This window comes from Brevundimonas mediterranea (assembly GCF_014196125.1).
In the GTDB taxonomy this organism is placed as follows: Bacteria; Pseudomonadota; Alphaproteobacteria; order Caulobacterales; family Caulobacteraceae; genus Brevundimonas; species Brevundimonas mediterranea.
In genome coordinates this window covers 670,874-689,790 of sequence record NZ_JACIDA010000002.1, presented here as the reverse complement: position 1 = coordinate 689,790, position 18,917 = coordinate 670,874, and the positions used below count along the sequence as shown (strand labels likewise).

At 64.9% G+C, this 18,917-nt stretch carries 21 protein-coding genes; 14 read left to right on the top strand and 7 right to left on the bottom strand.

Features of this window, described 5'->3' with window-relative positions:
• Nucleotides 1-7 precede the first annotated feature (7 nt).
• From GGR11_RS12215 to GGR11_RS12205, 3 genes are read right to left on the bottom strand one after another with little or no spacing between them, the layout of a single operon-like run.
• Nucleotides 8-964 carry an NAD(P)/FAD-dependent oxidoreductase gene (locus GGR11_RS12215; protein WP_183197368.1) on the bottom strand — a complete coding sequence of 319 codons (957 nt, stop codon included), beginning with the start codon at nt 962-964 and terminating at the stop codon, nt 8-10.
• The gene (locus GGR11_RS12210; protein WP_183197366.1) at nt 913-2,070 is read right to left on the bottom strand and encodes a DUF1176 domain-containing protein; all 1,158 of its coding nucleotides are present in this window, start codon (nt 2,068-2,070) and stop codon (nt 913-915) included. The genes GGR11_RS12215 and GGR11_RS12210 overlap by 52 nt, the downstream gene beginning before the upstream one ends.
• The gene (locus tag GGR11_RS12205) at nt 2,067-2,279 is read right to left on the bottom strand and encodes a hypervirulence associated TUDOR domain-containing protein (RefSeq protein WP_183197364.1); all 213 of its coding nucleotides are present in this window, start codon (nt 2,277-2,279) and stop codon (nt 2,067-2,069) included. Before GGR11_RS12205 ends, GGR11_RS12210 begins: the two co-directional genes overlap by 4 nt.
• Before the next feature lie 308 nt (nt 2,280-2,587).
• Here GGR11_RS12205 and GGR11_RS12200 point away from each other — a divergent pair, with 308 nt between their 5' ends.
• The 3 genes from GGR11_RS12200 (at nt 2,588) to GGR11_RS12190 (ending at nt 5,186) form a co-directional block, all read left to right on the top strand.
• On the top strand, nt 2,588-3,808 hold the full coding sequence (locus GGR11_RS12200; protein WP_183197362.1) for an NADP-dependent isocitrate dehydrogenase: 1,221 nt from the start codon (nt 2,588-2,590) through the stop codon (nt 3,806-3,808).
• A gap of 171 nt (nt 3,809-3,979) precedes the next feature.
• Entirely contained in the window at nt 3,980-4,585 is a 606-nt protein-coding gene (locus tag GGR11_RS12195; RefSeq protein WP_183197360.1) for a DUF2939 domain-containing protein, read from the top strand.
• A gap of 46 nt (nt 4,586-4,631) precedes the next feature.
• Nucleotides 4,632-5,186, top strand: coding sequence for a DUF2939 domain-containing protein (locus GGR11_RS12190; protein ID WP_183197358.1), 555 nt, complete (start codon nt 4,632-4,634; stop codon nt 5,184-5,186).
• Nucleotides 5,187-5,198: 12 nt separating this feature from the next.
• Here GGR11_RS12190 and alaS read toward each other — a convergent pair whose 3' ends face one another.
• Nucleotides 5,199-7,847: an alanine--tRNA ligase gene (gene alaS / locus GGR11_RS12185; RefSeq protein ID WP_183197356.1), complete on the bottom strand. Its 2,649-nt coding sequence runs from the start codon at nt 7,845-7,847 to the stop codon at nt 5,199-5,201.
• 233 nt (nt 7,848-8,080) lie between these two features.
• Between alaS and GGR11_RS12180 the strand changes: the two genes are divergently transcribed.
• The 3 genes from GGR11_RS12180 (at nt 8,081) to GGR11_RS12170 (ending at nt 9,264) form a co-directional block, all read left to right on the top strand.
• Nucleotides 8,081-8,509 carry a VOC family protein gene (locus GGR11_RS12180; RefSeq protein ID WP_183197354.1) on the top strand — a complete coding sequence of 143 codons (429 nt, stop codon included), beginning with the start codon at nt 8,081-8,083 and terminating at the stop codon, nt 8,507-8,509.
• A 146-nt stretch (nt 8,510-8,655) separates the two neighbouring features.
• Nucleotides 8,656-8,868: a hypothetical protein gene (locus GGR11_RS12175; RefSeq protein WP_183197353.1), complete on the top strand. Its 213-nt coding sequence runs from the start codon at nt 8,656-8,658 to the stop codon at nt 8,866-8,868.
• Nucleotides 8,869-8,913: 45 nt separating this feature from the next.
• On the top strand, nt 8,914-9,264 hold the full coding sequence (locus GGR11_RS12170; protein WP_246331787.1) for a hypothetical protein: 351 nt from the start codon (nt 8,914-8,916) through the stop codon (nt 9,262-9,264).
• A 43-nt stretch (nt 9,265-9,307) separates the two neighbouring features.
• On the opposite strand, the gene GGR11_RS12165 is transcribed toward GGR11_RS12170, so the two are convergent.
• On the bottom strand, nt 9,308-10,204 hold the full coding sequence (locus tag GGR11_RS12165) for a pirin family protein (RefSeq protein WP_246331785.1): 897 nt from the start codon (nt 10,202-10,204) through the stop codon (nt 9,308-9,310).
• A 255-nt stretch (nt 10,205-10,459) separates the two neighbouring features.
• On the opposite strand from GGR11_RS12165, the gene sdhC reads away from it, so the two are divergent.
• The 6 genes from sdhC to GGR11_RS12135 all read left to right on the top strand — a co-directional run bounded on the left by sdhC (nt 10,460) and on the right by GGR11_RS12135 (nt 16,708).
• Complete coding sequence (gene sdhC / locus GGR11_RS12160; RefSeq protein WP_183197351.1) at nt 10,460-10,924, top strand: succinate dehydrogenase, cytochrome b556 subunit; 465 nt, start codon at nt 10,460-10,462, stop codon at nt 10,922-10,924.
• On the top strand, nt 10,921-11,340 hold the full coding sequence (gene sdhD / locus GGR11_RS12155; RefSeq protein ID WP_183197348.1) for a succinate dehydrogenase, hydrophobic membrane anchor protein: 420 nt from the start codon (nt 10,921-10,923) through the stop codon (nt 11,338-11,340). The genes sdhC and sdhD overlap by 4 nt, the downstream gene beginning before the upstream one ends.
• Nucleotides 11,341-11,347: 7 nt before the next feature.
• Entirely contained in the window at nt 11,348-13,132 is a 1,785-nt protein-coding gene (gene sdhA / locus GGR11_RS12150) for a succinate dehydrogenase flavoprotein subunit (RefSeq protein ID WP_008261579.1), read from the top strand.
• 12 nt (nt 13,133-13,144) lie between these two features.
• On the top strand, nt 13,145-13,942 hold the full coding sequence (locus GGR11_RS12145; RefSeq protein ID WP_183197346.1) for a succinate dehydrogenase iron-sulfur subunit: 798 nt from the start codon (nt 13,145-13,147) through the stop codon (nt 13,940-13,942).
• A 161-nt stretch (nt 13,943-14,103) separates the two neighbouring features.
• Nucleotides 14,104-16,260, top strand: coding sequence for a GNAT family N-acetyltransferase (locus GGR11_RS12140; RefSeq protein ID WP_183197345.1), 2,157 nt, complete (start codon nt 14,104-14,106; stop codon nt 16,258-16,260).
• Nucleotides 16,250-16,708, top strand: coding sequence for an ASCH domain-containing protein (locus tag GGR11_RS12135; RefSeq protein ID WP_183197342.1), 459 nt, complete (start codon nt 16,250-16,252; stop codon nt 16,706-16,708). Before GGR11_RS12140 ends, GGR11_RS12135 begins: the two co-directional genes overlap by 11 nt.
• A 25-nt stretch (nt 16,709-16,733) precedes the next feature.
• Here the strand turns inward: GGR11_RS12135 and GGR11_RS12130 are convergent, their stop codons facing one another.
• Together GGR11_RS12130 and GGR11_RS12125 are read right to left on the bottom strand one after the other, a co-directional pair.
• Entirely contained in the window at nt 16,734-17,111 is a 378-nt protein-coding gene (locus GGR11_RS12130; RefSeq protein ID WP_183197340.1) for a PIN domain-containing protein, read from the bottom strand.
• Entirely contained in the window at nt 17,108-17,329 is a 222-nt protein-coding gene (locus GGR11_RS12125; protein WP_183197338.1) for a hypothetical protein, read from the bottom strand. Before GGR11_RS12125 ends, GGR11_RS12130 begins: the two co-directional genes overlap by 4 nt.
• Nucleotides 17,330-17,416: 87 nt before the next feature.
• On the opposite strand from GGR11_RS12125, the gene GGR11_RS12120 reads away from it, so the two are divergent.
• Both GGR11_RS12120 and GGR11_RS12115 read left to right on the top strand, forming a co-directional pair.
• Nucleotides 17,417-17,737: a 2Fe-2S iron-sulfur cluster-binding protein gene (locus GGR11_RS12120; protein WP_183197336.1), complete on the top strand. Its 321-nt coding sequence runs from the start codon at nt 17,417-17,419 to the stop codon at nt 17,735-17,737.
• Between the two features lie 265 nt (nt 17,738-18,002).
• The gene (locus tag GGR11_RS12115; RefSeq protein WP_183197334.1) at nt 18,003-18,908 is read left to right on the top strand and encodes a thioredoxin family protein; all 906 of its coding nucleotides are present in this window, start codon (nt 18,003-18,005) and stop codon (nt 18,906-18,908) included.
• Nucleotides 18,909-18,917: the final 9 nt, after the last annotated feature.

Below are 18,917 nucleotides of genomic sequence, written 5' to 3'. Positions count from 1 at the left end.
TCGGGGCCTAGTCGGCGACCGTCAGGCCGTCGATGCGGCGCAGGCGGTTGTGGATGTCGGTGGCGGCGACGGCGGCCTCCGCCGTGGCGACGGCGATCTGGTTGAGGCCGCGCACCACGTCGCCGGCGGCGTAGAGACCCGGCACGCTGGTCGCCTGGTGCAGGTCGACCTCAAGCCGGCCGTCGGGAGCCAGCCGGGCCTTGAGGCTCTGCGCCAATTCGGCGTTGGGCGACGTGCCCAGGGCCGAATAGACGAGATCGAAGGCCCGGCTCTGGCCGCCATAGCTCAGGGCGGTCACCCGGTCCTGTTCGATATCGATGGACTCAAGCGGGGCCAGAACCAGTTCGACGCCCAGCCGGTCCAGTTCGTCGCGACGGGGCAGGGCTTCGGCCGCGCCGATGTGGATCAGGGTCACACGGTCGGAATAGGTGCGCATGAAGGCGGCCTCGCGCGCGCCCTTGTCGCTGTGGCCGATCACGGCGACCGCCTTGCCCGTCGCTTCATAGCCGTCGCAGATAGGGCAGATGCGGACCAGCGCCTTCTGCACCGCGCGCTCCACGCCCGGCAAGTCGGGGTGATGATCGACGACGCCTGTCGCCAGCAGGATGGCGCGGGCGCGGATGGATCTCCCCTCGGCCTGGGCTATGAAGCCTTCGCCGTCATGGACCAGGCTCTCGACCCGACCTGGCCTGATGACGGCGCCGTATTCCTCGGCCTGTTCGCGCATCCGGTTCAGAATATCGGCGCCCGTGATGCCGGCCGGAAAGCCCGGCATATTGTGGCTGAGCGGGATCCAGCAGGCGCGCGGCGCCCCGGCGTCCATCACCAGGGTCCGCCGACGAAACCGCCCGAGATAGGTCGCCGCCGTCAGACCGGCCGGACCCGCGCCGATGATCAGGACCTCCGGGTCGTTCACCGCGTGCGCCAGGCGACGGGCCACAAGTCGGACGGCACGCCCGCGCATTCCCCCATCGTGCTCTCCTGCGTCAGGACGAAGCGGTCGCCGGTCCAGGTCCAGGTCTGAGCCGAGCCGCAGTCGCCGATGCCGCGCCCCTTGGCGAAGGCCGACAGGGTGCGGGTCTTGGGATCATACGCCCCGTTGACGGTGGAGTTGTCGGGCATGACCGGGTCGGCGCCGGGTCCGGCCGTTCCGGCAAGGATCGCCGGACGCGCGTCGCGACCATCCGGCCCCGTCAGATACCAATTGTGGGTCACGTTATAGGCGCCTGAACCGCAGGGCACGGCCCAAAGCACGGTGCGGGCGTCCAGCCGGGCGGACATCACCATGTCGCTGACCGCCGGCATGGCCGATTCCTTCAGGCAGGTTCCGACCTCGGTGCGGGCCCGAAGGGCGGCGGGCACGCGCTGGTTCACGTCGCCGAAGCCCGCCTGATCCACAGCCGGCGCGGGCGTGACCGTCGGCAGGGGCGGCGCGACCGGGACGTTCGAGGCAGGACGGTCGCCCCGGCGGATCAGGGCGGTGGGCGTGTTGAGGCGGCCCTGCTTCTCGTCGATCCACAGCAGAGCGGCGGCGGCGCCGTGCAGCGAGACGTCCTGGGTGGAGGCGCCGCGAATGGTCATCACCTTGCCCTGGGCCATGGCGTCGATTGCAGCGCGGGCGTCAGTGCGAATTTCGCCGATTGGCGTGTCCACCTCGCCCTCTGGGCTGGGCGCAGAAGCAAAGGCGCGACCATCGATCGTCAGCGCGATCGGGCCAGGGCCCTTGGCGTCGCTGTCGGGCCAATAGCCGAACAAGATTTGCGGCTGGGCGTCCGGGCCGGGCGCCAGAGTGATGCGCACCCAGCCGGCGGCGAACTCAGGCGCGAAGCCGAAGGCCCAGCAGGTTCCGTCGTTGCCGCAGGTCGCACTCCAATCTCGGAACGATTTCGTCTCGCTACGGATCTGAAGCACAGGCGCGGCAGCGATCGCGGCCGTCGCTGTCGCCGGCATGGCGGCCTGCGGCGCGCCGGGCGTCTTGGCGGCATCCTTGTCGCCGCAACCGGCGACGGCGAATGTCGAAGCGGCCAGCGCAGAAAGCGCGACGCCGCGAAACAGGTCGAAGGTCTTCATGCCGACTTCAACTCCGACGGCTTGTGCGCCGCGCGCGCGCCGGTCTTGGCGCTCTCTACGATATACTCGGGACTATGCGGCGAAGCTGCGACCTTATGGCCCTTTATGTGAGTGTCGGCGGTGACCTTCTTGATGACCTTGCCGGTCGTCGCGCCCTGGCTGTGGTCCCACGTCACGCGATCCCCGGCCTTGAAGGTCTTGTCTGGCATGGCTGCGTTCCCTGCTGTGTCGCTTCCTGTTCAGCGATCAGCCTGCGCATCAGTTCCCCATCGATCACGGGCGGGACTTCGCAGAAGGTGACGATCCACCGATCGACCAGTTCACGTTCGTCCTTTGTCATTTGATCGTCCGTCGCACCGCTGGTCAAAGAGAAGCCAAGACCGGCCGAAGGGTTCAGCGCGACCGTCGAGGTTTTTTCCGAGCAGGGTTAACGGACGGCGGGGTTTGCGCGGACGCCCAGCCCCGCTATATCCCCGCCACGATATCATTCCCCAAAGTTCAGAGGCGGACCTCACGCATGGCCAAGATCAAGGTCGAAAACCCCATCGTCGACATCGACGGCGACGAAATGACCCGCATCATCTGGCAGATGATCAAGGACAAGCTGGTCTTCCCGTTCCTGGACCTCGACCTGGACTATTACGACCTGAGCATGGAGCACCGCGACGCCACCGACGACCAGGTGACGATCGACGCCGCTCACGCCATCCAGAAGCACGGCGTCGGCGTGAAATGCGCCACCATCACCCCGGACGAGGCTCGGGTGAAGGAGTTCGGCCTGAAGAAGATGTGGAAGTCGCCGAACGGCACCATCCGCAACATCCTGGGCGGCGTGGTCTTCCGCGAGCCGATCATCTGCTCGAACGTGCCGCGCCTGGTGCCCGGCTGGACCCAGCCCATCGTCGTCGGCCGCCACGCCTTCGGCGACCAGTACAAGGCCACCGACTTCCTGATGCCCGGACCCGGCACCCTGACGATCAAGTTCGTCGGTGACGACGGCGAAGTGATCGAGCACGAGGTCTACAAGGCCCCCGGCGCCGGCGTGGCCATGGCCATGTATAACCAGGACGAGTCGATCCGCGAGTTCGCCCGCGCCTCGCTGTCCTACGGCCTCCAACGCGGCTACCCGGTCTATCTGTCGACCAAGAACACCATCCTGAAAGCCTATGACGGCCGCTTCAAGGATCTGTTCCAGGAAGTATTCGACGCCGAATTCGCCGAGGACTTCAAGGCCAAGGGCCTGACCTACGAACACCGTCTGATCGACGACATGGTCGCGGCCGCGATCAAGTGGTCGGGCGGCTTCGTCTGGGCGTGCAAGAACTATGACGGCGACGTCCAGTCGGACGTGGTCGCCCAGGGTTTCGGCTCGCTGGGCCTGATGACCTCAGTGCTGATGACGCCGGACGGCAAGGTGCTGGAGACCGAGGCCGCCCACGGCACCGTGACTCGCCACTATCGCCAGCACCAGAAGGGCGAGGCCACCTCGACCAACTCCATCGCCTCGATCTTCGCCTGGACCCGCGGCTTCAAGCACCGCGCCAAGCTGGACGGCAATGCGGCCCTGGACGTCTTCGCCGACACCCTGGAAAAGGTTGTGGTGCAGACGGTCGAGGCGGGCGACATGACCAAGGACCTGGCCCTGCTGGTCGGCGACCAACAGGGCTGGCTGACCACCGAGGGCTTCCTCGACAAGGTCGCCGAGAACCTGAAGACCGCCCTGCCGGACGTCGGCTGAGCCACAAGATCCGGCCGCAAAACGTTGCCGACAGGACGCTCAACGTCCTCAAGCAGCGCGAAGCGCGGTAGGACAAACAAGAATGAAGCCCCGCCGGAACGATCCGGCGGGGCTTTTCATTGCGTCGTCGCGGAGGCCGTGCATGATCGGTTCCAGCGTGGGGGAGGCTTCGTGAAACGGCTGTTCGGCAATGTTCTGATCCTGGCGGTCGTGGTCGCGGCCGTGGCCTTTTTCGTCGCGCCGGCGGTGGGCTTCTTCGCCATCCGGTCTGCGGCCGAGGCGGGAGACGTGCAGGGCTTGGCGCGCCTGATCGATTTCACGGCCGTGCGCCAGTCGCTGCGGCCGCAGCTGACCGGAAAGGCCCTGGCCCTGGCGCCCGCGCCCTCCTTCCTGGAAGACCCCATCGGGGCAGTGCGGCGCCAGATGGAGCGGAACCCGATGCTGAACGGGCCGGACGTGGACGCCTATCTGACCCCGGCCGCCCTGGCGGCCCTGACGCGCGGCGAGGGCCGGTACGCCAGCCAACGGTCCAGCATGACCGCGACCGCCATTGCGGACGATGCGCCCCAACCCTGGCCCAAGCCGGTCTTCTGGGGCGTGAACCGGGCGCGGATGGCGGTGGCGGACCAGGGCGGATCGCGCACCATCTTCACTTTTGAACGTCGGGGCCCGTTCGAATGGACCCTGGTCCAGATCGGTTTGCCGGACGGCGCCGCGCCGGCCGTGGCCGCGCCTGTCGCTGTGGTTCCCGGCGAGACGGCCGCCGCCCCGCGCTGAGGCAACCGGCCGGCCGGAGTCCGCGTTGAGTGAGGATGGAGTTCCTATGCTGAAGAAGATCGTCGTCGGGCTGCTGGCCGCCGTGGCCGCAGGCCTGCTGATCGCCTGTTTCGTCTCGCCCTTCGTGGCCGCCCAGGGCCTGATCCGGGCGGCGCGCACCGGGGATGCGGCGGAACTGGAACGCCGCGTCGATTTTCCCGCCTTCCGCGCCAGTCTGAAGAGCGAGCTGAACGCCCGCGCCGCCCTGGAAATCCGCCATCGGGCCGGGGGCGACACGGGCCTGGCCGCCCTGGGCATGCTGCTGGCGCCGTCGCTGGTGGACGGGGCCGTCGATAATTTCGTCACCCCCCAGGCCGTCGCCGCCATGGTCCGATCCGGCGAAAAGCCCCGGCCGGAGCGGCCTGTGCCCGCAACGGACACTCCGGCCGCGCCCAAGTCCGAAATCCATCAGTCTTGGGCCTATCGCGGGTTTGACCGCTTCGCGGTCACCCTGACGCGCGACGACCAGCCCGACGACGCCCTGGTGCTGGTCCTGGAGCGCCGCGGGATGTTCGACTGGAAACTGGCCGGCGTCGACCTGACGCCGGATCCGATGGGGTGACGAAAGTCTAGGTCAGCCCGCCAGGGCCGCCCGCACGGCCGCCAGACCGTCTTCGGCCTTGGCCCCATCCGGGGCGCCGCCTTGGGCGAAGTCGGGTTTGCCGCCGGCGCCCTGGCCGCCCATGGCGATGACGGCGGCGCGGGCCAGGTCGGCGGCGTTGACGCGGTCCGTCAGATCGGAAGTGACGGCGACGGTGACGGCGGCCTTGCCCTCGGTTACGCCGATCAGGGCGACGACGCCGGTGCCGACCTGTTTACGGAAGTCCTCGGCCACGCCGCGCAGACCCTTGCCGTCCACGCCGTCCAGCACGCGGGCCATCAGCTTGATCCCGCCGATCTCTTCCGGCGCCGAGGCGGCGCCGGAGCCGCCGCCGAGCGCCAGTTGTTTCTTCAGCTCGGCGACCTGTTTCTCCAGCGTCTTGACCGAACCCTGCAGGGCCTCGACCCGGCCGGGGACGTCCTGGGTCTGGATCTTGAAGTCGCGGGCCAGGTTGCGGGTCACCTTGGCCTGACCTTCCAGATAGAGGCGGGCGGCCTCGCCGGTCAGGGCCTCGATACGGCGCACGCCGGCGGCGACGCCGGTTTCCTGGATCACCTTGAACAGGCCGATGTCGCCGGTGCGGGCCACATGGGTGCCGCCGCACAGTTCGACCGAATAGGGGGCGTTGTCGCTGACCAGCGAACGGCCGAGCGTCAGGACCCGGACCTCGTCGCCGTATTTCTCGCCGAACAGGGCGATGGCGCCGGCCTCGATAGCCTCCTGCGGGGCCATCAGCTTGGTCTCCGCCGGGACGTTCTGGCGGATGACGGCGTTGACCTCGGCCTCGATGGCCGCCAGCTCGTCCTCGGTCACGGGGGCGCCGTGGCTGAAGTCGAAGCGGGCGCGCTCGGAATCGACCAACTGGCCCTTCTGGGCGACCGCCGGGCCGAGCACATTCTTCAGGGCCGTGTGCAGCAGGTGGGCGGCCGAGTGGTTGGCGCGGGTGGTGGTGCGCTTGTCGGCGTCCACCAGCTGGGCGACGCGGACGCCGATCTGCAGCGCGCCGGCGGTGATTTGGGCCGACAGGACGTGCAGGTCGCCGGCGTGTTTCTTGACGTCCAGAACCTCGGCTTCCCCGCCGGGCCATTCCAGCGAGCCCTGATCGCCGCTCTGGCCGCCGCTTTCGGCGTAGAAGGGGGTGGCGTCGAACAGGATCTCGACGATGTCGCCGGCCTCGGCCGTCTCGACCGGAGCGCCGCCGTTCATGATGGCCAGGACCTCGCCCGAACCCTCGATGGCGTCATAGCCGGTGAAGACGGTCGGCCCCATGCGGTCGCGGATCGCCAGCCATTCATTGGTGTTGGCGGTCTGGCCCGAGCCCTTCCAGTGTTCGCGCGAGCGCTGGCGCTGTTCGGCCATGGCGGATTCGAAGCCGTCGACATTGACCGAGAAGCCGCGACGACGGGCCTCGTCCTGGGTCAGGTCCAGCGGGAAGCCATAGGTGTCGGACAGGGTGAAGGCCGTCTGGCCGTCCAGCATGTCGCCGGGACAGAAGCCCTGAACCGCCGTGTCGAACAGGGCCATGCCCCGGCCCAGAGTGGTGCGGAAGCGGACCTCTTCCTGCTTCAGCGTGTCCTCGATGAAGGGTTGGGCGCGGGCCAGTTCGGGATAGGCGTCGCCCATCTGGGCCACCAGGGTCGGGACCAGGCGGTGCATCAGCGGATCGGCGGCGCCCAGCAGGTGGGCGTGTCGCATGGCGCGGCGCATGATCCGGCGCAGCACATAACCCCGTCCCTCGTTCGACGGGGTTACGCCGTCGGCGATCAGGAAGGAGGAGGAGCGCAGGTGGTCGGCGATCACCCGGTGGCTGGCGGCGCGCTCGCCGTCCGACTTGGTCGAGGTGGCGTCTTCCGAGGCGGCGATCAGGGTCTTGAACAGATCGGTCTCGAACACCGAATGCACGCCCTGAAGCACGGTGGTCATCCGCTCCAGCCCCATGCCGGTGTCGACGCTGGGCTTGGGAAGGTTGCGAACGATCTGGTCGTTCTCCTTCTCGAACTGCATGAAGACGTTGTTCCAGATCTCGACGTAGCGATCACCGTCCTCGTCCGGCGAGCCGGGAGGGCCGCCGGGGATCTTGTCGCCGTGGTCCCAGAAGATCTCGGTGCAGGGGCCGCAGGGGCCGCTGTCGCCCATGGCCCAGAAATTGTCGCTGCCGGCGATGCGGATGATCTTGTCGTCGCCGAAACCGGTGACCTTCTTCCAGATCGCGGCGGCCTCGTCGTCGTCGATATAGACGGTGACCAGCAGGCGTTTGGCGTCCAGGCCGAACTCTTGCGTGACCAGTTTCCACGCCCGGTCGATGGCGTGTTCCTTGAAATAGTCGCCGAAGGAGAAGTTCCCCAGCATCTCGAAGAAGGTCAGGTGGCGGGCGGTGTAGCCGACATTGTCCAGGTCGTTGTGCTTGCCCCCGGCGCGGACGCATTTCTGCGACGAGGTGGCGCGCGGATAGGGCGGCTTGGACGCGCCGGTGAAATAGTCCTTGAACGGCACCATGCCCGCATTGACGAACAGCAGGGACGGATCGTTCTGCGGCACCAGCGGCGCCGAGTGCACCTTCTCGTGCCCGTCGGCCGCGAAGAAGTTCAGATAGGTGGCGCGGATCTCGTTCAGGCTGGGCATTTGGGCGTGTCTTCGGCTCGGTCGTCGCAAGGAACCGGCGTCATATAGGGTTTTATCGGGGAACGCATCATCTGGTCCCGCCCCGCGCCCGTCGCGGTCGAGCCGGGGAATGATCGCTTTGCGAAAGATCAAGGCGATCCTTGCGCGGAGCCCCATTCTGCGGCGTCACACATGTCGGTTGGAAACTCGGATTTCGAGTTTTTCGCGACGCCAGGGAAACAGGACAGACGACCATGGGAACGACACAACTGCATAGGGGTCGGCTCATAGACCACATCCAGCTGGTCGTCCGTGATCTCGCGCTTAGTCGGAAATTCTACACGGCTGTTCTGAACGTGCTGGAGATCCCCGTCATCGATACGGCCGACGGCTATTTCTGGGCCGATGAACTCGTCGTGTCCTCGCCGGAAAGCGCGGAGAGCCGGGGCGTCCTGACGGGTCGGCACCACCTGGCCTTTCAGGCCAAGGACCGCGCGACGGTCGATGCCTTCTATCGGGCGGCGCTGGCCCATGGCGCACGCGACAACGGCGCGCCGGGCGAGCGGGCCTATCATCCGGGCTACTACGCCGCTTTCGTGCTCGATCCCGACGGCAACAACATCGAAGCTGTGCACCATGGCGAGGCGCGGCGTAGCGCGCCGTCGGTGACGATCGGTTTCTGAGGATTCCGGGAGGCCGACGGGTCCACCAGTGTCAATGCCAAGGTCCGATTTCAGGGCTGACGCCCGTTTCGCAAACCGACCCGTTGCGGACATTGCGCACAGGGCGCTAGCCGTCGATTGTCACGAGTCAAATCAGGGTGATGGCAATGCTGTTTTACATTTTCCCGATAGCGCAGCCGCCCTGGCTCTACCTTCAAATTGCGATAGCTGGCGCCTGGATCGCACTCGTGGTTTTTGATGTTCGGAATAATGGCCGCAAAGGTCTGCGCACTCTCCTACTGGCGCCCTTGGTGGTCGTCGCCTTTTGGCTGGCGATGATCGGCAACGTCCTGGATAGCTGCTCTAAGGTCGGGTGCTGACACGTGCGAAAGGTCAAACATGTGAGTTGAACTTGTGATTGATTGATGCACACGTTCGAAGCGCGCAATTTCGCGCCTCTTGAGAGGACTGAAATGAAACGCGTTCAAAACCTCGCCATCGCGATCGCTGCGGTCGCGGCGACTACTGTGGCGTTCGGCCCCGCCGAAGCCTTAGTCCAAGAATCCTGGGATCCCAGCCTCGTGGCCTATTCCTATGTCTACTATGCTGACGCAGCAAAGACGGAAGTGCTTGGCTACGCTTGGGATACGTGCGGCGGAGGCGGCGGCAACGTGTATGTGCTCAAGCCCTATATTCCGACGCCCTACTATGATGAGACACCCGCCTATGTGTGCTCTGGCATGGGGCCGTATCTGCCGCCCGATTGGCCTTACTGATCGGCAAGGGGCGGTTCGGTGAACCGCCCCTATGTCGCGCGCCTCACACCCGTGGTGGCGGGCCGAACTTGCCGGACTGGTAGTCCTGGATGGCCTGGATGATTTCCTCGCGGGTGGTCATGACGAAGGGGCCGTGGCTGAAGACCGGCTCGTTGATCGGTTCGGCGTGGCCCAGCAGGACGACGGCGTCGGTCTGGGCCGTGATCTCGACCGCGTCGCCGTCGCCCAGGGCGGCGAGGTTCCATTCGGGCACGTGTGTTCCGGCGATGGAGACCTGGCCCTTGACCGCATAGAAGAAGACGGTGCGGCCGGGGGCGACCGGGGCCTGGAACCGGGCGCCGGCGGGCAGGCGGACGACGGCCAGATGGATGTCGATCAGCGACTGGATCGGCGCCTTGACCCCCAGCCATTCGCCGGACACCGGCTCGACCACGACGCCGCCCTCGGTGGTGAAGGTCGGGATGTCGGCGGCCTGAAGCCCCACATAGTCGGGCTGGGTCATCTTCAGGCGCGACGGCAGGTTCACCCACAGCTGCAGGATCTCCATAGGCCCACCGTTCCGCTTGAAGTCGGCCGGCGACAGTTCGGCGTGGATCAGGCCCGAGCCAGCGGTCATCCACTGGATCCCGCCCGCCTTGATGATGCTCTCGCCGCCGCCGGAGTCGTTATGAGCCAGTTCGCCGTCCAGAATGAAGGTCACGGTCTCGAACCCCCGGTGCGGGTGCGGGCCGAAGGGCAGGCCGCGATTGCCCGGCGCATAGGTCTGGGGCCCGTGGTGGTTCAGGAACAGGAAGGGATCGACCTGGTCCAGGCCCGGGCCGGGTACGGGGCGGCGCGTGGTCAGGTCGCCGATGTCGTCGCGGTGGGCGGGATGCAGGCGAAGAACGGGGCGGGGCGTGATCTCGGTCATTCGCCACATATAGGGTGGCGGATTGGGCATGGCGAGATCAGGACGGGCTTGATGCGTCTCAAGCGCGGAAAAATCCAATCGCCGGCCGGGCGCGTAAATCCTCTATCCGAGGCAGAGCGTGGATCGATAATGCGCAAATCCGAAGACGACGACACGAGATCGGGCTAAGCGACCCTAGAATCCGCTAAGTGATCAACGGTCCGTTGACACCGTCCCTCTAGGGTCACAAAAGCCTTCGCAACCGCACACGGCGATTGAATTCATTCGCTTTTGAGAACCATTCGCATGACCCAGCCCAGCCCGACCTCGGGTGGCGCCTCTAGCGACCGGACCGGTCGTTTCGTCACCCAGCCCAATGGTCACGTCACGCCGCTTTCGCCCCACATGGGCATCTGGCGCTGGCACGTCACCATGGCGGCCTCTATCCTGTTCCGCGCCACCGTCATCGCCGCCACCGTCGGCGCGCTGATCGTCGTCGCCTGGCTGGGCGCCCTGGCCTTTGGACCGGACGCCTATGCGACCGCCCTGGCGACAGCCGGGTCGCCGCTGGGTCTGTTCGTCGGCTTCGGCCTGACGGTCGTGCTGTTCTCCTTCATCCTGAACGGGACGCGTCACACGATCAACGACACCGGCAATGGCCTGACCATCAAGTCGTCCACGATCTTGTCGCGCATCGCGGTCTGGGCGCCGGTTCCGCTGGCGATCCTGTTCTGGGTCGTCCTGTTCGCCGTCGGGAGGGTTTCGCTGTGAGCGGTCAAGTCAAAGGGAACGGGCCCCGGTTCAAGAACAACGTCAAGATTTCCGAGCGCCACGGCGCCGGCGAATGGCTGGCCGAGCGGGTGTTGCTGGTCGTCGTGCTGCCGCTGGGTCTGTGGGTCGCCTCGACCGCCTTCACCCTGGCGGGCGCCGGCTATGACGCCGTGCAGGACTGGTTCGCCAACCGGCTGAACGCCGGCCTGCTGGCGCTGACGGCCGTGGTCTTCTTCGGCTACGTCAGCGTGGCCTGGAAGGTGATCCTCGAGGACTATGTGCCCCAGCCGGGAACGCGCAAGGCGCTCGTGGCGCTGCTGAACCTGGTCTTCCTCGTGCTGGCGGCCGCCAGCGTCTTCTTCATCGTGCGGATGGCGCTGGGTTCGGCGCCCCTGCCCGCTGGTTTCGGAGCCTGATTAGCTGATGGCCGCTTACGAACTGATCGATCACGAATACGACGTCGTCGTCGTCGGCGCCGGGGGCTCCGGCCTTCGCGCCGCCCTCGGCGCCGCCCAGCAGGGACTGAAGGTCGCCTGCGTCACCAAGGTCTTCCCCACCCGCTCGCACACCGTCGCGGCCCAGGGCGGCATCTCCGCCTCGCTGGGCAATATGGGCGAGGACAGCTGGCAGTGGCACATGTACGACACCGTCAAGGGGTCGGACTGGCTGGGCGACCAGGACTCGATCGAATATCTGGTCCGTAACGCGCCCAAGGCCGTCTACGAGCTGGAACACTGGGGCGTGCCCTTCAGCCGCACCGACGAAGGCAAGATCTATCAGCGCGCCTTCGGCGGCATGACCCGTAACTTCGGCGAAGGCCCGGTGCAGCGCACCTGCGCCGCCGCCGACCGCACCGGCCACGCCATCCTGCACACCCTGTACGGCCAGTCGGTGCGTCGGGAAGTGAAGTTCTTCGTCGAATATTTCGCGCTCGACCTGATCATGCAGGACGGCGCCTGCACTGGGGTCACGGCGCTTCAGCTCGACAACGGCCAGCTTCACCAGTTCCGGGCCAAGATGGTGGTTCTGGCCACCGGCGGCTACGGCCGCGCCTACTTCTCGGCCACCAGCGCCCACACCTGCACCGGCGACGGCAACGCCATGGTGCTGCGCGCCGGCCTGCCGCTGCAGGACATGGAGTTCGTCCAGTTTCACCCGACCGGCATCTATGGCGCCGGCTGCCTGATCACCGAGGGCGCGCGCGGCGAGGGCGGTTATCTGACCAACTCGGAAGGCGAGCGCTTCATGGAGCGCTATGCGCCCACCGTGAAGGACCTGGCCCCGCGCGACATGGTCAGCCGGTCCATGACCATCGAAATCCGTGAAGGCCGTGGCGTGGGCCCGAACAAGGACCACATCTTCCTGCACCTGGACCACCTGGATCCCAAGATCCTGCACCAGCGCCTGCCGGGCATTTCGGAAAGCGCCAAGATCTTCGCCGGCGTGGACGTGACCAAGGCGCCGATCCCGGTCCTGCCGACCGTCCACTATAATATGGGCGGCATCCCGACGAACTATCACGGCGAAGTCCTGACGCTGCGCGACGGCAACCCCGACAGCGTGGTGCCCGGCCTGATGGCTGTGGGCGAGGCGGCCTGCGTCTCGGTTCACGGCGCCAACCGCCTGGGCTCCAACTCCCTGACCGACCTGGTGGTGTTCGGCCGCGCCGTCGGCCTGCGCTGCGGCGAGGTGGTGGACAAGGCCTCGGCCGTGCCGTCCGCCTCCAAGACCCAGACCGACGCCCACCTGGCCCGCCTGGACCGCTTCCGCTTCGCCGACGGCTCGACCCCGACCGCCGAGCTGCGCCTGTCGATGCAACGCGCCATGCAGGCCGACGCGGCGGTGTTCCGCACCGGCGAGACCCTGCAACAGGGCACCGACAAGCTGCGGGCCATCGATGCGGCCGGCGCCGACATCAAGACCACCGATCGCGGCCTGATCTGGAACACCGACCTGATGGAGACGCTGGAGTACGACAACCTGATCGCCCAGGCCGTCGTCACCATCGAGAGCGGGCTGAACCGCACGGAATCGCGCGGCGCCCACGCCCGCGAGGACTATCCGGATCGGGACGACGCCAACTGGATGAAACACACCCTGGCGTGGAAGCGTCCGGGCGAGCAGGTCCAGATCGACTACCGTCCCGTGCACAATTACACGATGTCCGACGACATCGCGTACATCGAGCCCAAGGCTCGGGTTTACTGAGGTCGAACGCAGATGGTTCAACTCTCCCTCCCCCGCGGCTCCAAGCCCACCAAGGGCAAGGTCCACAAGGCCGCGCCCGGCTCCAAGGACGTCCGGACCTACAAGGTCTATCGTTACGACCCCGAGGTCGACGCCGACCCGCGCTGGGACACGTTCGAGGTGCCCACGGGCGACCACGGCCCGATGCTGCTGGACGCCCTGATCCACATCAAGAACGAGATCGACCCGACGCTGTCGTTCCGGCGCTCGTGCCGTGAAGGCATCTGCGGCTCGTGCTCGATGAACATCGACGGGCGCAACACCCTGGCCTGCACCAAGGGCTGGGACGAGTGCCAGTCGCACAACATCACCATCGCCCCCCTGCCGCACCAGCCGGTGATCAAGGACCTGGTGACGGATCTGAGCCTGTTCTACGCCCAGTACGACTCGATCCAGCCCTATCTCCAGTCGGACGAGCCCGACCCGGAGAAGGAACGGCTGCAGACCCCGGCCGAGCGCGAAAAGCTGGACGGCCTGTACGAGTGCATCCTGTGCGCCTGCTGCTCGACCTCCTGCCCCAGCTACTGGTGGAACCAGGAGGAATACCTCGGCCCGGCGGCCCTGCTGCAATCCTATCGCTGGATCTCCGACAGCCGCGACGACGCCACGCAGAAACGTCTGGACGACCTGGAAGACCCGTTCAAACTGTACCGCTGCCACACCATCATGAACTGCGCCCAGGTCTGCCCCAAGGGCCTGAACCCGGCCAAGGCCATCGCCGAAACCAAGAAGCTGATGGTCGCGCCCAGCCGGAAGAGACAGGCGGCCTAAGGTCAAACACGACCTGGGCGGGAGCGTCCAGGTCGTGTCTGCGCATCATTAAGCGCCGCATATAGCGCCAAAAATTTCAGTTGATCGGGTGGATCGAAGCCGAGAACAGAGGACGTCTCGGCGTTTGAAGAAGGTTGACCACGGAGGGTCATAAGGTCCCTATGCAACTTGGGGGGATTATGGCTTTCAGAATAGCGATACAAAGCGCCACGATTGCTGGTTTCATCGGAGACGTTCAACGGGCGGCTGACACTGATAAGGAGGCGCTTGGTTTTATCCCCGCATCTGCCTACGCGGAGGCCCTTCGTAAGGGCGAGCTCACTCTCATCCTAAAGGATACCGGCGCAGGTTCTGCCTATGCAGGGCATATTTGGGTTAGCGGGGCTTACCCGCATGCGCGAGTTGTCCAGCTCTTCGTATTGCCAGAATTTCGGAGCCAAAAACTCGCGACGCGCCTGCTTCGTTCGGCAATCCAAACCGCAGAGACGGGCGGATACTTGACTATTAAAGCGAGTGTCGCATCGGATTTATCCGCGAATAAGGTATATGAGCATCACGGCTTTGAAGTTGTGCGAACAAAACCGGGCGGAAAAACCCGAAACCGCCTAATCAATGTTCGAATTAGGAACTTATCGACCCCAACCCTTTTCAATTACCGCCCGACGTCATCGTTGACGGTATCGGACGTTGAAGGAGGATCGGATGTTCAGCCTCTTTATCTTTTGGACTTAAACGTCTTTTTTGACGCTACGCGTAAAAGAAAAACGACAAAGGCTGCTGAAAAAATACTTGCCGCAGCATTGAGCAGTGGAGTTCGGCTCGCTGTCACATCGGAGTTCGTTAAAGAACTTCAGAGAACATCCATTAGCAAGGATGATCCTGTTCTTAGCTTTGCAAAACAGCTCCCATTTGTTTCGGGCCCTTCAAACAAAGAAATTGAGATCCTAGCGGCGCGCTTATCTGGGATAGTATTCCCCGATAAAACACGTGATGGAAAACTTTCGAACAACGACTCGTCGGATCTGAAACATCTTGCCGAAGCAATACTCGTCGGAGCAGCCGGCTTCGTCACAGGCGAGCGAGCCATCATTCGGGCACATGGGATCCTGCGGGAGCAGCATCACCTAAGCGTTTGGTCCACTGAAGATTTCGCCGCTTCTGTCACGCCAGCGTTCGAAGAACTTTCTCCTGATCGTGATGGTGAACATGACTTGTCGATTAAGGAGTCGGCGTTGTCTGAGGAAGCTAAGGCTTTTCTCGTCACGCATGGAGTGTCGGAAAATGTAATCGCGGCCTTCACGCGCTTGGATGCAGCCGATAAGCGGTTCCGGTATGTTGCGGTAAGGGAATCGGCGACGCTGATTGCATTCTCAGCCTACAAATCAGCGACCAGCCCCAACGACAAATCACGTTTACTTCTTGTGGCTGATCCACGGCATTCGGCTACGTCTACTGCAGCAGATTTTCTAATCGAGCACGCCGTTCGAGCGTCAACTCTTTCGAGACCGGCGCGGATCGAACTTCATCACATTGAGGGCCAGTCGGTGACGCGGCGTAGCGCCGTGGCAAACGGCTTCCTCGCGTCGAGTTCGGGAGAAGATAAGTCCCTCACAAAGATTGCAATCGGGGCCGTGGTGGCCCCTTCAAATTGGTCGACTTTACGTAGTCATATTGAACGCAGCACTGGCCTTACACTTCCCCAAGTCTGCCCGCCGTTCGATAATGACGAACAAGAAATTTCCATAGCGCTAGAGGGGAAGGCTACCTCGGTCTCGCTGGGGGATCTTGAATCAATGATGGCTCCGGGCCTCTTTCTGTTGCCTGGCCGGCCGGTGGCGATTGTCCCAATACGCCGTATTTGGGCAGAGGATCTTATTGGAGGAACGCAGCTTGGGTTGTTGCCCAAGCCCGAGGCTGCGCTTCGATCTCGCCGGGTTTATTTTGCTTCAGTGAAAAACCACCAAAACCTCGTTAGGGGCCGCCCAATTATAGTTTACGAGTCTGGGAAGAAAGGCGGAAGCGGGGCGGCCGTTGCCGTAGCCAGAGTATCGAAGGCGGAAGTCCTTCTAAAGGATCAAGCGCCTGAAATTTTATTACGCGCTGCTGTCGTGCGCGGCTCCCAGCTCAATAATTTGGTGAAGGGTACGTCCGTTTTAGCCGTATGGTTCGATAATATCATGCGCTTCGAAAACCCGGTGTCATTCGGCCGCATGGAGAGCTTCGGAATGGACGACAAGACCAAGCTAGTTAAAAGCCACATGCTGAATTTCGACACGGCGGCGAAAATTCTCGAAGCTGGACGCCCCAATGCGCGATGATGATTCGATCATGCTTTCGGTCTCGCCCGAATATGCTCGGTCGATCCTAGCTGGCGTCAAAGGTGTGGAGTTGCGGCGCCGTGCTCCTCGAATTAGCCCGGGAACTCGAGCATGGCTCTACTCAACACTGCCGGTCGGTGAAGTGGTGGCTATTCTCACCATTGACCAAGTCGTTGAGGCGCCGCTGACAGAACTCTGGCATCGCTATGGCGCTCACACAGCGGTAACTCGCGAAGTTTTCAGTAGCTATTTTGCAGGACTCACCCACGGCGCGGCATTAGTCATACGCGACGTTCAAGCTCTCAAGACGCCTGTGTCGTTGAGGGAAATCCGAGAAAGCGAAGCGTTTCAACCGCCGCAGTTTTACCGACGCGTGCGCGCTGGTGCGGCGGCGGCTCGTCTTACTATGAGCGAACTCCATCCCAAGATGCGTCTCGCTGTCGGTTGAAGACCTGCGGCGTCGGTGAGCAGCGTCACCCCTCCAGCTTCAACCCGCAATGTGCGGCGAAATGGCGGAAGTCGGAGTCGCCGGTGATTAGCGGGACTCCGGCGTCGATGCAGGATTGGGCGATGAGGGCGTCGGCCAGGCGCGCCTTGAGGCCGCGCTGGGCCAGGGCGCGGCGGTACAGCGCCGCGCGTTCCCAATAGCCGTCGAGGATCGGCAGCAGGGGGGCGGCGGCGAGCAGGGCGTCGAGATGGCTTTCGGGCGTGGCGGCAGACAGCAGTTCGGTCAGGACCAGAGGCGGCAGCACCAGGGTCTCGTCCTGAAGGGCGCGGCGGACGGCGGGGCGGGCCGGTCCGTCGAAGCCGTGCAGGAAGTGCAGGACGGCGCTGGTGTCGGCGGCGATCAAACCCGCTGATCCGGTCGGTCGGTAGGCCGATCTTCTCGCAGGTCGTCCAGATCAAGGTCCAGGGGGGCGCCGCCTTCCAGGGCCAGCATGCGGCGGCTCCAATCGGAATGAGCCAGGGTTTCGAGCGCCTGACGCAGGGTTTCCGTCACGCCCTGGCCGGTCGCGTCCTGGGCCGCCGCCAGCAGGCGGGCGGGCAGGATGGCGGTGATCTTGCGCATGTCGTTCATGGGACAATGATGCCATATGCCGATGCTGGCGCCAACTTACGGCCTTGCGCCCACGCCCCGGCTTGATATGAGCGGGCCATGGCCAGCATCACCTATATCGAGCATGACGGAACCGAGCACGTCGTTGACGTGAAACCGGGGCTCTCCGTCATGGAGGGCGCGATCCGGAACAATGTGCCGGGGATCGATGCGGATTGCGGCGGGGCCTGCGCCTGCGCCACCTGCCATGTCTATGTCGACGAGGCCTGGCGCGAGGCGACGGGCAAACCCTCGGCCATGGAGGAGTCGATGCTGGACTTCGCCGAGGCGGTCGAGCCCAACAGCCGCCTGTCGTGCCAGATCCGAGTGTCCGACGCCCTGAGCGGCCTGGTCGTGCGCCTGCCGGAAAACCAGCACTAGGCGACACAGCCCGGCGAAGACGTCTTTCGCCGCTTGAACCGCGCGACCGGCGCCCCATGTCGATGCAGCGGCGAACCGAGGCCGCGTGAGGCGGGACTTTCAGACGATTCATACGATTCAGACGGTGTTTTTCCGCCGGCCGAGTCTGAAACCCGCGCGGCGGGCGCCGCCCTGGGTCACAGCGGGTCAATTCGCCGCTTGATGCCGGCGCATCCCGTCGCCATCTGAGCCGTTACGATCTTTCGACCCAGCACGGACCCCCGACATGACCTTCGCCGACCCGACCCTGGACCCCAATCTCTCGGGCGACCTGATCAAGGAAGGCACCGACGCCTCCTTCATGACCGACGTCATTGAGGCGTCGAAGCATCAGCCGGTCATCGTCGATTTCTGGGCCACCTGGTGCGGGCCGTGCCGGACCCTGGGCCCGGCGCTGGAGAAGGGCGTGCGCGCCGCCAAGGGGGCGGTGAAGATGGTCAAGATCGATGTGGACGCCAATCCGGCCTATGCGGGCCAGCTGCGGGTGCAGTCGATCCCCACCGTCTACGCCTTCGTCGACGGCCAGCCGGTGGACGGCTTCCAGGGCGCGATCCCCGACAGCCAGATCAAGGCCTTCATCGACAAGCTGACCGGTGGTCAGGGTGGATCCACCGAGACGGCGCAACTGCTGGAGCTGGGCGAGGAATCCCTGGGCCTGAACGACTTCGGCGGCGCGGCTCAGGCCTTCGCCCATGTCCTGTCGATCGAGCCCGAGAATGAAAAGGCCATCGCCGGCATGGCGCGGGTCTATCTGGCCGGCGGCGATCCCGAACAGGCCGCCCAGACCATCGCCATGGCCCCCCAGGACTCCAAGGAGCCAACGGTCCAGAGCGTGCGCGCCCAGCTGGCCCTGGCCGCCAAGGCGCCGACTGGGGCCTCCGCCGAGCTTGAGGCCAAGGTCGCGGCCGATCCTAACGACCATCAGGCCCGGTTCGACCTGGCCGAGGCCCAGAGCGCGGCCGGCGACTTCAAGGGCGCGGTCGACAATCTGCTGCACATCATCCAGGCCGATCGCGAATGGAACGAACAGGCGGCGCGCAAGCAGCTGCTGGTCATCTTCGACGCGGCCGGCGTCAGTTCCGACGTCGCCAAGGACGGGCGTCGCCGCCTGTCGTCGATCCTCTTCTCGTAAGCATATCGG